Here is a 12,602-nt window from a genome sequence, read left to right on the forward strand (position 1 = left end):
CGCCTGTGCGAATTCGCCTAATCCAGTTTGCTCACAGTTTTCCAGCGGCAACGTGCTTTAGCAGGTCTACCACGGAAACATGCATGATCTCCGTGACCGGGAAGGGATAAAGGCCCATCACCAGTACGCAGATCGCCAGCACGGCGAGCATTAGGCCCTCGCGCTTGTTAATGTCTGTAAGTTCGGCCACATGGGGGTTGCCCACTGCACCGAATACGACACGCTTATACATCCAGAGGGTATAGGCCGCACCAAGAATCAGCGTGCTAGCTGCCGCGAAACCCACCCAGAAATTGAATTTCACAGCACCAAGAATCACCATGAACTCGCCCACAAAACCGCTGGTTGCAGGCAAGCCCGCATTCGCCATGGAGAACAGCATGAAGAGCGCAGCAAATTTGGGCATGGAGTTCACGACGCCGCCATAATCAGCGATCTCACGACTGTGCATGCGGTCATACAGAACACCGATGCAAAGGAACATGGCTGCCGAAACAAACCCGTGCGAAATCATCTGTACCAATGCGCCTTCCATGCCAAGCGGATTGAACATGAAGAAGCCTAGTGTCACGAAACCCATATGAGAGATCGAGGAGTAGGCAACCAGTTTCTTCATATCCGCCTGCACGATTGCTACAAAGCCAATATAAATCACAGCTACCAGCGACAGGGCAATGATTAGCGGGGCCATCATCTGCGATGCATCTGGCACGATCGGCAAGGAAAAACGCAGGAAACCATAAGCACCAAGCTTCAGCGCAATGGCAGCCAACACGACGGAACCACCGGTAGGCGCCTCTACGTGTGCATCAGGTAGCCAGGTATGTACAGGCCACATTGGCACTTTCACTGCAAAAGAAGCGAGGAAAGCCCAGAAAATCCAGGATTGAGCCTGCATGCCAAGCTTAAGGGCGTGCCAGTCTGCCAGTTCAAAACTACCACGAGACTCCATGAATAGATAAATGAAGGCCAGCAGCATCAACAAGGAGCCAAGCAGCGTGTAAAGAAAGAACTTGATGGCTGCATATACGCGATTGGGACCACCCCAGATGCCAATCGCCAGATACAAAGGAATCAGCGACGCTTCAAAGAAGACGTAAAACAACAAGCCATCCTGAGCAGCAAAGATGCCATTCATAAGGCCGGACATGATCAGGAAAGCAGCGATGTACTGCGCCACCTTGACCTGGATCACCTCCCAACAGGCAATCACCACGATCACAGTAATGAAGCTGTTGAGCATGATGAAGGGCATTGAGATGCCGTCCACACCCAACGAATAGTGTGCATTGAAATAAACAATCCAATTGCGAAACTCAACGAACTGCATCGCGCTACTGGACGCATCAAACCCCGCATATAACGGCAAGGTTACGAAGAAACCGGCCAACGCAAAGATCAAGCCCATGGCACGTGCCACCGGAGCATTGCGATCCGCTCCGGCAAACAGGGTCAACAGTCCGCCAAAGATCGGAATCCAGATCGAGAGGCTGAGATAAGGAATGGTCATCAGATATATCCGTGGATTCTTTTAAGCGTCAGGCTTTCACGACTCGGGGCGCAAGATGGGCCACCACAGGACCAGCAGGGTCACTACGCCAATGATTACCCAGAAAGCATACTGATAAACCAGACCGCTCTGAACCACGCGCGAGAGACGCGAAACCCAGCCGACACAAGCCGCAGAACCATTGACCAGTACGCCATCAATCAACATCTGGTCGCCCCCCTTCCAGAGACTGCGCCCTAACAAGCGCGCACCACCTGCAAAGACGATCTCGTTGAAGCGATCAAAGTAATACTTGTTCTCCAGCACACGATGCACAAAGGATAGTCGACTCTGAATCAGGGCTGGCATGTGCGGAAATTTCAGATACAAAAGCCAAGCAGTAAACACCCCTCCCGTAGCCAACCAGAACGGCGCAGTCTTCAGCCCGTGCATGGCCATGCCAAAACCGCCATGGAAGGACTCGCGCAACTCAGCAAGCGTGTCATGCGCCGGAGCAATGTGGATCACGCCCTTGAACCAGTCGCCAAAAAGCATTGGTTCAATGGTCCCAAAACCAATCAGGACAGAAGGAATGGCCAGCAGAATCAGCGGCAGCGTAACCACCAAGGGTGACTCATGTGGTTTTTGACCCGGGGCCAGCCCATGGTGATGATCGTCTTCCAACTCTTCGTCTGCGTGATCGCCGTGATGATTATGGACATGACCAAAACGCTCTTCGCCATGAAAGACCAGGAAATACATCCGGAAAGAATAGAAGGCCGTCACGAAAACGCCCGCCAGCACGCAGAAAGTAGCGTAGCCAGCCCCCGGAATACCGGAGTGATGGACCGCATCGATGATCGCATCCTTCGAGTAAAAACCGGAGAACAGCGGCATCCCGATCAGCGCCAAAGAGCCCAGTAACGAGGTCAGCCAGGTAATCGGCATGTACTTGCGCAGACCACCCATGTTTCGCATGTCCTGGTCATGGTGCATACCGATGATCACAGAGCCGGCACCCAAGAACAGCAGCGCTTTGAAAAAGGCATGGGTCATCAGATGAAACACGGCGGCCGAATACGCCGACGCGCCCAATGCAACAGTCATGTAACCCAATTGCGAAAGCGTCGAATAGGCCACTACGCGCTTTATGTCATTCTGCACGATGCCAAGGAAACCCATGAACAAAGCGGTAGTCGCGCCAATCACCATCACAAATGACAGTGCTGTCTCAGACAGTTCAAACAGCGGAGACATGCGGGCCACCATGAAGATGCCAGCGGTCACCATTGTTGCCGCATGAATCAGGGCGGAAATAGGCGTAGGGCCTTCCATGGAATCAGGCAGCCACACATGCAGCGGCACCTGCGCAGACTTGCCCATGGCGCCAATGAAGAGGCAGATACAAATTGCCGTAAGCATCGGCCAGCCAGTATTCGGCACCGTCAGTTGAAGCAGATCCTGAGCCTTGGCGAACACTTCGGCGTAATTCAGGGTGCCGGCAAAGGCAGCGATCAGACCGATTCCCAGCAGGAAACCGAAGTCCCCCACACGGTTCACCAGAAATGCCTTGAGGTTGGCGTAGATCGCCGTCGGTCGGGTGTACCAGAAACCGATCAACAGATAGGACACGAGCCCCACGGCTTCCCAGCCGAAAAACAGTTGCAGAAAGTTGTTGCTCATCACCAGCATCAACATGGCGAAGGTAAACAGCGAGATGTAACTGAAGAAACGCTGGTAACCGGGATCTTCGCTCATGTAACCGATGGTGTAGATATGCACCATCAGCGAAACGAAAGTCACCACCAGCATCATCATCACGGTCAGGCTGTCGATCAGGAAACCGACTTCGAACTTGATGCCGCCGCTGACCGCCCATGTATAGAGCGCGCCGTTGAAAGTATTGCCAGCCTGAACATCCTGAAAGATGAACAACGATGCAACCAAAGCCGTTGCAACGCCCAGGATGGTCACTACATGCGAAGCCGCACGACCGATGACACGACCGAACAGACCCGCAAGGATCGCCCCGGCCAACGGGGCCATGGGGACGAGGAGATAGAGTTTCTGCATGGAGCTCATCTGGTGCTCAACCCTTCAGACTGTCGAGGTCATCCACATGGATCGAGCGCAGGTTGCGGAACAACACAACCAGGATCGCCAGCCCGATAGCCGATTCAGCGGCTGCCACGGTCAGGATGAAGAAAACGAAGATCTGCCCGGCAGCGTCGCCGTAATAGCTGGAAAAAGCCACGAAATTCATATTCACGGCCAGCAGCATCAACTCGATGGCCATCAGCAGCACGATGAGATTCTTGCGATTGAGGAAGATCCCCACCACGCTAATCGCAAACAGGATTGCCCCGAGGATGAGGACGTGAGAAAGCGGCGCCATCATTTGTCGGAATCTCCTGTGCCAGTGGTTACTTCTTCCTTCTCGGCGGCGATCGCATGGATCACCAGCCGATCGCGGGCCTTCACGGCAATTTGCTTGGCCGGATCTATATGGCGTGTGCTTTCACGACGGCGATAGGTCAGCATCACCGCAGCAATCATGGCGACCAGCAGCACCAGCGAAGCTAGCTCGAAGGGATAGGCATAATCAGTAAAGATCAGACGGGCAAGCGCCTGAGTATTGCTGGCTGATGCGTCAAGCTCCGCAGGCGCAGGAATTGCCTCGGCGCTGAAGTAGCGGCCATTCAGCACCATAGCCATTTCGGCGACCATGATGCCCGCTACTACCAGCCCTACCGGAAGATAGCGCCAGAAACCTTCGCGCATCTTGTCGATGTTGATGTCCAGCATCATCACGACAAACAGGAAGAGCACCATCACCGCGCCCACGTAGATCAGCACAATGGCGATCGCTAGGAACTCGGCCTGCATCAGCATCCAGATCATGCCAGAGGTGAAAAAAGCGAGCACCAGATGCAATACGGCATGAACCGGATTGCGCGCTGTGATGACCCGTAGCCCGGCGAAGACCAGAATCGCCGAGAAAAGGTAAAAACAGATTGTCGGGAAGGAAAGATCCATGAATTCCTCGATTAAGCCTGTGGCACTTTCGCCTTAGCGATATTTGGCATCGGCAGCACGATCTTCGGCGATCTGCTTCTCAAAGCGATCCCCGACAGCCAGCAGCATCTGCTTGGTGTAATACAAGTCGCCACGCTTCTCGCCGTGATACTCAAGAACACGCGTTTCAACGATCGCATCGACCGGACAGGCTTCTTCACAGAAACCACAGAAAATACACTTGGTCAGATCGATGTCGTAACGAGTCGTGCGACGCGATCCGTCGTCACGCTGTGCGGACTCGATGGTGATCGCCAAGGCGGGACACACGGCTTCACAAAGCTTGCAGGCGATACAACGCTCTTCGCCGTTAGGATAGCGGCGCAAAGCATGCAAACCACGAAAACGCGGACTCTGCGGAGTTTTCTCTTCCGGATATTGCACCGTGATCTTGCGCGCAAAAATATGTCGCCCAGTCAGGGCCATACCCTTGAAGAGCTCAAGCAGGACAACGCTGCCGAAAAATTCTTTGACTGCACCCATGGCTTACTTCCAGATCGACAGCGGCGACATGATCCAGATGCCAAGAACAAGCACCCAGAGCAGACACAGGGGGATGAATACCTTCCAGCCCAGACGCATGATCTGGTCGTAACGGAAGCGCGGGAACGTGGCACGGATCCAAAGGAAAACGAACAACAGCAGCGACGCCTTGGCCAGCAGCCACCAGATGCCATCGGGCAAGAAGCCCACCGGCGAGAGCCACCCGCCAAGGAAAAACACAGCAGTCAGCACCGCCACCAGAATCATGTTGGCGTACTCGGCAAGGAAAAACAGCGAAAACGCCATGCCGGAATACTCGATCATGTGGCCGGCTACGATCTCCGATTCGCCTTCCACCACGTCAAACGGAGCGCGGTTGGTTTCCGCCACACCCGAGACGAAATACACAAAGAACATCGGCAACAGGGGCAACCAATTCCAGCTGAGGAACCCCACACCCATATCGGCAAATCGCCCGACGCCCTGCCCTGCCACAATTTCGGAAATATTCAGCGAGCCCGAGATCATCAGCACGCATACCAGCGAGAAGCCCATCGCCAGTTCATAAGACACCATCTGCGCGGCCGAGCGCATGGCGCCCAACAGAGCGTACTTGGAGTTCGACGCCCAGCCCGCGATGATTACGCCATACACCCCCAGCGAGGTGATTGCCATCAGGAACAACAGGCCGGCATTCACATCCGCCAGCACCAGCCCATCGGCGAAAGGCACCACGGCCCAAGCCGCAAAGGCGGGAGCAATCGCCATGATCGGGCCGAGGAAAAACAATCCCGTACTGGCCTTGGCCGGCGAAATGATTTCCTTGAACAGCAGCTTGAGACCATCCGCCACCGGCTGCAGCAAGCCCAGCGGCCCGACCCGATTCGGGCCGATACGCACCTGAATCCAGCCGATCACCTTGCGCTCGGCCAGTGTCATGTAGGCCACCGCGCCCATCAGCGGAGCAACGATCAGCACGATCTTCACCATCGTCCACACCACGACCCACAGCGGGCCGAAAAAGGACGCAAAAGGTTGCAGGAGTTGATCCATCATGCGCGCTCCACCTTCAGATCGCCGGACATGGCACCCAGCGCAATGGTCGAAGCTTGGGCGGCAGAAACCCTGACGCAGCCTTGCGGTACAGCAGCATCACTCAACACACGCAATGCCACTTTCCCGCAGGAAGAAGTCACCAGCACCTCAGCACCAGACTCAAGACCAAGAGACTGCAAAGCCGCCGGATGAATGCGGGCCTTAGCTTTGGCCGCATCCCGCGTTTTCTGCAGCGGCGCGGCGCGGCGCACCAGCGCATCAGTGGAATAGATAGGCACGTCCGCAATGCGCTGCAAACCCGCCGCAGGAGCATCCAGCTTCGGAACGAAGGATGACACCGCATTGTTCAAAAGCACGCTGATATCTCCAGCCAATGCTTCATCACGCACCGCTTCGGAAGAGTCCTGCTCAAAACCGGACAAGCCAAACAAATTGCCCAGCACGCGCAGCAGCTTCCAAGCAGGACGGGTCTCACCCAAGGGTTTAACCACGGCATTGAAGGACTGCACACGCCCTTCGGCATTCACAAAGCTGCCGGAGGTTTCCGTGAAAGGCGCCACCGGCAACATCACGTCTGCATACTCCGCAGCCTTGCCGGCAAAACTACCCATGTAGATCACGCTGGCGGCCTGATCGAGCGCTGCGCGAGCAGCCACGCCGTCGTCGCAATCCAGCTCGGGCTCCACACCCAGCAGCAAATAGGCCTTGCGTGGCGAAGCCAGCATCGCCGCAGCATTCAGGCCGGATTGCGGCACAGCCTTGACCAGGTAAGCGCCGACCGAACCCGCAGATTCGCCCAAGAAGCCAAAGCTCGCACCGGCGATACGGGCGATCTCGGCTGCCAGAATCTGCAGGGAAGCCGCATTGGGGTGCTGTACCGCCAGATTGCCCAGCAACACTGCGCGCTTCTCGCCCGTCAGCAGGGCATCCGCTACTGCTTGCGCAGAAGCGTCAACGCTGGCCTTGCCGGCCAAATCAGCATACTCGGCGGCAACCTGAATGCCTGCCTTGCTTGACACTGCCGCCAGCACCGCCGCCAACGAAGCCGTCAGCCGATCCGGCGCCACGATCGCTTCCGCCGCCAACGGAATCAGCCAGTCATCGCCACAGGCATTGACGCGCGCGATCTTGCCGCCGCGGCGCTGCGCTTGACGCAGACGCTGGGCCATCAGCGGATGATCCTTGCGCAGGAAGCTGCCGATCACCAGTGCGGAATCGAGCGTGGACAGGCCAGCCACCGGCATGCCAAGCCATGGCGCACCGGCACGCTTGCCATCGAGCGAGAAATCGCTCTGGCGCAGACGAGTATCGATGTTGTCCGAACCCAGCCCACGCAACAGCTTCTGCGCGAGATACATCTCCTCCACCGTGCTCTGCGGCGAAATCAGGGCCGCAATCTGTTCGGCGCCATGCGTACCCTTGATGTCGTTCAGAGTGCGCACGACATAATCCAGCGCCGTCTGCCAATCAACCTTGTGCCACTCGCCGCCATGCTTAATCTGCGGCACGGTCAGACGATCTTCGGCATCCAGACCCTCGTAAGAGAAGCGGTCGCGATCAGAGATCCAGCACTCGTTAACATCCTCGTTTTCGAGCGGCAGCACGCGCATGACTTTGTCGTGCTTGACCTGCACTTGCAGGTTCGCACCCAGAGAATCATGGGGGCTCACCGACTTGCGTCGCGCCATTTCCCAGGTGCGTGCGCCAAAGCGGAAAGGCTTGGAAGTCAGCGCGCCGACCGGGCATAGATCGATGGCATTGCCGGAAAGTTCGGAATCCAGCGAACGATCTACAAAGGTCATCACTTCGGAGTGCTCGCCGCGGTTGGCGATACCCAATTCCATGACGCCTGAAATCTCCTGACCGAAGCGAACACAACGCGAGCAGTGAATGCAACGCGTCATGTCGGTATTCACCAGCGGGCCGAGATTCTTGTTGAAGACGACCCGCTTCTCTTCCTGATAACGCGAGCCCGAGGCACCGTAACCCACCGCCAGATCCTGCAACTGACACTCGCCACCCTGATCGCAGATCGGGCAATCCAGAGGGTGGTTGATCAGCAGGAATTCCATGACGGACTTCTGCGCCTTCACCGCCTTCTCGGAAGTGGTGCTGACCTTCATGTCGGCCGTCACCGGCGTGGCACAGGCAGGCACCGCCTTGGGCATCTTCTCCACTTCCACCAGACACATCCGGCAATTTGCGGCAATGGAAAGCTTCTTGTGGTAGCAGAAGTGCGGGATGTGCTTGCCGATCTTGCGCGCAGCTTCCATCACGGTGCTACCCGGCGCCGCCTCCACCTTCTGGCCGTCGATTTCGATCTCTAGCATGCTCAATCCTGGCGCACGTAAATCCGGCTGCCTTCCCGCTGCAATTCAACGGAAACCAGGCAACGCTTGTGTTCGATGTGATAGGCGAATTCGTCGCGATAGTGCTTGAGGAAGCCGCGCACTGGCATGGCAGCAGCATCTCCCAGCGCACAGATCGTACGGCCCATGATGTTCTCTGCCACGTTATCCAGCAAGGCAAGATCCTCTGCCCTGCCCTCGCCGTGCTCGATGCGATGCATCATCTTGTACATCCAGCCCGTACCTTCACGGCAAGGCGTACATTGACCGCAGGATTCCTCGAAATAGAAATACGAGAGGCGCTCCAGCGCCTTGACCATGCAGGTCGTCTCATCCATGACGATCACCGCCCCGGAGCCGAGCATGGAGCCTGCCTTGGAGATGGCATCGTAATCCATGGTGAGATCCATCATGATCTCACCCGGCACCACCGGAGCAGACGAACCACCGGGAATTACAGCCTTGATCTTGCGACCACCGCGCATGCCACCCGCCATTTCAAGCAGTTCTGCGAACGGCGTACCAAGACGCACCTCGTAGTTGCCCGGGCGATTCACATGACCGGACACTGAAAAGATCTTGGTGCCGCCGTTATTCGGCTTGCCCAGATTCAGGAACGCTTCACCCCCCATGCGCAAAATGAAGGGCACGGAGGCGAAGGTCTCGGTGTTGTTGATCGTGGTGGGCTTGCCGTACAGACCGAAACTAGCCGGGAAAGGCGGCTTGAAACGCGGCTGGCCTTTCTTGCCCTCCAACGACTCCAGCAGACCGGTTTCCTCGCCGCAGACATAGGCGCCGTAACCATGGTGAGCAAACAGATCGAAATTGAAATCCGAACCCAGAATGTTCTTGCCCAGGAGACCAGCTGCACGCGCTTCTGCCAGAGCCTCTTCGAAGCGCTCATAGACTTCGAAAATCTCGCCGTGAATGTAGTTGTAGCCCGCCACGCAACCCATGGTGTAGCCGGCGATGATCATGCCTTCGATCACGGCGTGCGGGTTGTAGCGCAGGATATCGCGATCCTTGAAGGTGCCAGGCTCGCCTTCATCGGAATTGCAGACTACATACTTCGGGCCCACATAGGCTTTGGGCATGAAGCTCCACTTCAACCCGGTCGGAAAACCCGCACCACCGCGACCACGCAGATTGGAGGCCTTCAGCACGCCGATGATGTCATCCGGCGCAGTCTTCTCAGCCACGATCTTTTTCAGCGCTTCGTAGCCGCCGCGCTGGATGTAATCAGCCAGGCGCCAGGTACGGTCACCATCCAGATCGGCAAGAATCAATCGGGTCTCGCTCATTTGGAGAGCTCCTCGATCATGCTGTCGATCTGTTCGCACGTCATACGGCAGCACATCTTGTGATTGTTGTGCAGCATGACCGGCGCATCACCGCAAGCGCCCATGCATTCGCCTTCCTTCAGGGTGAACTTGCCATCGGCCGTGGTTTCGTTGAAACCCACCCCCAGCTTTTCCTTCAGATATTCCGCAGCCTCAACGCCCCCAGAGAGCGCACAGGGCAGATTGGTACACACCGTAATTTTATGCGCGCCGACCGGCTTGAGGTCGTACATGTTGTAGAAACTCGCCACCTCATAGGCAGCCATGGCCGGCATGCCCAAATAGCTGGCGACGAACTCGATGGTTTCCGGAGCCAGCCAGTGCTTCTCGGTCTGGGCAATCCGCAAGGCACCCATCACAGCCGACTGTTTCTGGTCGGCCGGATACTTGGCTACTTCTCGGTCTATCAACAGCAGGGATTCTGCGCTCAGCATGCTCATCTCTTATCGATCAATCTCACCGAACACGATATCCATCGTGCCGATGATGGCGACAACGTCGGCAATCATGTGGCCCTTGGCCATTTCGTCCATCGCAGCCAGGTGCGAGAAGCCCGGAGCACGCAGTTTCAGGCGCCAAGGCTTGTTTGCCCCATCAGAAACAGCGTATACGCCGAACTCACCCTTGGGATGCTCGACCCCAGCGTAAACTTGACCTTCCGGCACATGCATGCCTTCGGTGAAGAGTTTGAAATGGTGGATCAACTCCTCCATGTTGCTCTTCATCTTTTCGCGGGACGGCGGCGCAACCTTGTGGTTATTCGTGATGACAGGCCCCGGATTCTTGCGCAGCCAGTCAATACACTGCTTGATGATCCGGTTGCTCTGACGCATCTCTTCCATGCGCACAAGGTAACGGTCATAACAATCACCGTTGGTGCCGACCGGGATATCGAAATCCATGCGGTCATAGACTTCGTAGGGCTGCTTTTTGCGCAGATCCCACACGATGCCGGAGCCACGCAGCATCGGACCGGTAAAGCCCAGCGCGAGTGCTCGCTCGGGCGAAACCACACCGATGCCAACAGTCCGCTGCTTCCAGATACGGTTGTCCGTCAGCAGTGTTTCGTATTCATCGATATAGGTAGGGAAACGATTGGTGAAATCCTCCAGAAAATCAAGCAAGGAGCCTTCACGTGCCGTATTGAGCTTTTTGACCGTTGCCGCATCTTTGAATTTATTGACCTGATACTTCGGCATCTGATCCGGCAGGTCACGATAGACGCCACCCGGACGATAGTAGGCCGCATGCATGCGCGCACCGGATACCGCTTCATACGCATCCATGAGGTCTTCGCGCTCACGGAAGGTATACAGCACCATGGTCATCGCGCCAATATCCAGCGCATGCGTACCAATGTTCAATAGGTGATTCAGAACACGTGTGATCTCATCAAACATCACCCGGATGTACTGCGCACGCAGCGGCACGTCGACGCCCAACAACTTCTCGATTGCCATGCAATAAGCATGCTCATTGCACATCATGGACACGTAATCAAGACGGTCCATGTACGGTACAGATTGAATCCAGGTACGGGTCTCGGCTAGCTTCTCAGTCCCCCGGTGTAGCAAGCCAATGTGCGGATCGGCACGCTCTACGACCTCGCCCGAGAGCTCTAGAACCAACCGTAATACGCCGTGCGCGGCTGGATGCTGCGGACCAAAGTTGATCGTGTAGTTTTTGATTTCAGCCACGACCACCTCCGTAAGCCTCGTCACGCACGATACGCGGAGTATTTTCGCGCGGCTCAATGCTCACGGGTTGGTAAACCACGCGCCCCCGCTCCTTGTCGTACTTCATTTCCATGAAACCCGAAACAGGAAAATCCTTGCGGAATGGGTGACCAACAAATCCATAGTCGGTAAGGATACGGCGCAAATCCGGATGCCCCTCAAACAGGATACCGAACATATCGAAAGCTTCACGCTCAAACCAACTTACGGCCGGCCAAATTTCGCACAGAGAGTGAACAACAGGGAACTCATCATGGTCCGCGTACACACGCAGACGTAAACGCCAGTTATTAGCAACCGATAACAGATGAGAAACAGCTGCAAAGCGCTGAGGATGCTTCAGCTTGCCGCAATAACCCGAATAGTCGATGCCGGCCAGATCGATCAGTTGTTCAAAACCAAGCTCGGAATGATCGCGCAGCATGCGCGCAACCTCAAAGTAGTCCTCGGCCCTCACATCAAGGGTCAGCTCGCCAAGATCGCTCTCAATGGCAAGCACACGCCCAGCCAGAATCTGATGCAGCGCCTGTGACAGACGTTCAAGCTTGCTCATCAGGCAGCCACTCCTTCACGCGCAATGGTATTGGTGCGACGAATCTTGTTCTGCAATTGCAGAATGCCGTAAATCAGTGCTTCTGCAGTAGGCGGACAGCCCGGCACATAGACGTCGACCGGCACGATGCGATCGCAACCACGCACCACGGAATAGGAATAGTGGTAATAGCCACCGCCGTTGGCACAGGAGCCCATGGAAATCACCCAGCGCGGTTCAGCCATCTGATCGTAAACGCGGCGCAAGGCAGGCGCCATCTTGTTGCACAGCGTGCCGGCAACAATCATCAGATCAGACTGACGCGGACTCGGACGAAATACAACGCCGAATCTATCCAGGTCGTAACGGGAACAGCCGGCATGGATCATTTCCACAGCACAGCAAGCAAGACCAAAAGTCATCGGCCACAAGGAGCCGGTGCGCGTCCAGTTAATGACGGCATCCAGCGACGTCGTGACGAAGCCTTCGCGAAAAACACCTTCGATGCTCACAGAGCGCCCCTCAAGGAGTAAGGCGTCCGGA

At 56.2% G+C, this 12,602-nt stretch carries 12 protein-coding genes; all 12 read right to left on the reverse strand.

From position 1 onward, the window contains the following. Positions 1-31: 31 nt before the first annotated feature. The 12 genes from Q3Y64_RS10985 to Q3Y64_RS11040 are packed head-to-tail and all read right to left on the reverse strand — an operon-like array spanning position 32 to position 12,571. The gene (locus tag Q3Y64_RS10985) at positions 32-1,513 is read right to left on the reverse strand and encodes an NADH-quinone oxidoreductase subunit M (RefSeq protein WP_101943091.1); all 1,482 of its coding nucleotides are present in this window, start codon (positions 1,511-1,513) and stop codon (positions 32-34) included. Positions 1,514-1,546: 33 nt separating this feature from the next. Beyond that, positions 1,547-3,571, reverse strand: coding sequence for an NADH-quinone oxidoreductase subunit L (gene nuoL / locus Q3Y64_RS10990; RefSeq protein ID WP_101943092.1), 2,025 nt, complete (start codon positions 3,569-3,571; stop codon positions 1,547-1,549). A 7-nt stretch (positions 3,572-3,578) separates the two neighbouring features. Further along, complete coding sequence (gene nuoK / locus Q3Y64_RS10995; protein ID WP_101943213.1) at positions 3,579-3,884, reverse strand: NADH-quinone oxidoreductase subunit NuoK; 306 nt, start codon at positions 3,882-3,884, stop codon at positions 3,579-3,581. Next, positions 3,884-4,525, reverse strand: a complete 642-nt coding sequence (locus Q3Y64_RS11000) for an NADH-quinone oxidoreductase subunit J (RefSeq protein ID WP_101943094.1) — start codon at positions 4,523-4,525, stop codon at positions 3,884-3,886. The genes nuoK and Q3Y64_RS11000 overlap by 1 nt, the downstream gene beginning before the upstream one ends. A 33-nt stretch (positions 4,526-4,558) precedes the next feature. Further along, the gene (gene nuoI, locus Q3Y64_RS11005; protein WP_101943095.1) at positions 4,559-5,047 is read right to left on the reverse strand and encodes an NADH-quinone oxidoreductase subunit NuoI; all 489 of its coding nucleotides are present in this window, start codon (positions 5,045-5,047) and stop codon (positions 4,559-4,561) included. A 3-nt stretch (positions 5,048-5,050) separates the two neighbouring features. Then, positions 5,051-6,100, reverse strand: a complete 1,050-nt coding sequence (gene nuoH / locus Q3Y64_RS11010; protein ID WP_101943097.1) for an NADH-quinone oxidoreductase subunit NuoH — start codon at positions 6,098-6,100, stop codon at positions 5,051-5,053. Further along, a complete protein-coding gene (nuoG, locus tag Q3Y64_RS11015) occupies positions 6,100-8,433 on the reverse strand; it encodes an NADH-quinone oxidoreductase subunit NuoG (protein ID WP_303561790.1) in 2,334 nt (777 codons plus the stop codon). Before nuoG ends, nuoH begins: the two co-directional genes overlap by 1 nt. 2 nt (positions 8,434-8,435) lie before the next feature. Beyond that, the gene (nuoF, locus tag Q3Y64_RS11020; RefSeq protein WP_303561792.1) at positions 8,436-9,752 is read right to left on the reverse strand and encodes an NADH-quinone oxidoreductase subunit NuoF; all 1,317 of its coding nucleotides are present in this window, start codon (positions 9,750-9,752) and stop codon (positions 8,436-8,438) included. After that, positions 9,749-10,225, reverse strand: a complete 477-nt coding sequence (gene nuoE / locus Q3Y64_RS11025; protein WP_101943216.1) for an NADH-quinone oxidoreductase subunit NuoE — start codon at positions 10,223-10,225, stop codon at positions 9,749-9,751. The genes nuoF and nuoE overlap by 4 nt, the downstream gene beginning before the upstream one ends. 9 nt (positions 10,226-10,234) lie before the next feature. Then, positions 10,235-11,488, reverse strand: coding sequence for an NADH-quinone oxidoreductase subunit D (locus tag Q3Y64_RS11030; protein ID WP_303561796.1), 1,254 nt, complete (start codon positions 11,486-11,488; stop codon positions 10,235-10,237). Beyond that, positions 11,481-12,083: an NADH-quinone oxidoreductase subunit C gene (locus Q3Y64_RS11035; RefSeq protein ID WP_303562172.1), complete on the reverse strand. Its 603-nt coding sequence runs from the start codon at positions 12,081-12,083 to the stop codon at positions 11,481-11,483. The genes Q3Y64_RS11030 and Q3Y64_RS11035 overlap by 8 nt, the downstream gene beginning before the upstream one ends. Beyond that, on the reverse strand, positions 12,080-12,571 hold the full coding sequence (locus Q3Y64_RS11040; RefSeq protein WP_101943104.1) for an NADH-quinone oxidoreductase subunit B family protein: 492 nt from the start codon (positions 12,569-12,571) through the stop codon (positions 12,080-12,082). Before Q3Y64_RS11040 ends, Q3Y64_RS11035 begins: the two co-directional genes overlap by 4 nt. Positions 12,572-12,602: the final 31 nt, after the last annotated feature.

Source organism: Uliginosibacterium sp. 31-12 (genome assembly GCF_030548425.1).
Lineage (GTDB): Bacteria > Pseudomonadota > Gammaproteobacteria > Burkholderiales > Rhodocyclaceae > Uliginosibacterium > Uliginosibacterium aquaticum.

What these genes read in the sequence shown, in the direction of transcription:
- Q3Y64_RS11000 (WP_101943094.1), bottom strand. Translation starts at nt 4,525, where the DNA reads ATGGATCTTTCCTTCCCGACAATCTGTTTTTACCTTTTCTCGGCGATT.
- nuoL (WP_101943092.1), bottom strand. Translation starts at nt 3,571, where the DNA reads ATGAGCTCCATGCAGAAACTCTATCTCCTCGTCCCCATGGCCCCGTTG.
- nuoF (WP_303561792.1), bottom strand. Translation starts at nt 9,752, where the DNA reads ATGAGCGAGACCCGATTGATTCTTGCCGATCTGGATGGTGACCGTACC.
- nuoH (WP_101943097.1), bottom strand. Translation starts at nt 6,100, where the DNA reads ATGGATCAACTCCTGCAACCTTTTGCGTCCTTTTTCGGCCCGCTGTGG.
- nuoK (WP_101943213.1), bottom strand. Translation starts at nt 3,884, where the DNA reads ATGGCGCCGCTTTCTCACGTCCTCATCCTCGGGGCAATCCTGTTTGCG.
- nuoG (WP_303561790.1), bottom strand. Translation starts at nt 8,433, where the DNA reads ATGCTAGAGATCGAAATCGACGGCCAGAAGGTGGAGGCGGCGCCGGGT.
- nuoE (WP_101943216.1), bottom strand. Translation starts at nt 10,225, where the DNA reads ATGCTGAGCGCAGAATCCCTGCTGTTGATAGACCGAGAAGTAGCCAAG.
- nuoI (WP_101943095.1), bottom strand. Translation starts at nt 5,047, where the DNA reads ATGGGTGCAGTCAAAGAATTTTTCGGCAGCGTTGTCCTGCTTGAGCTC.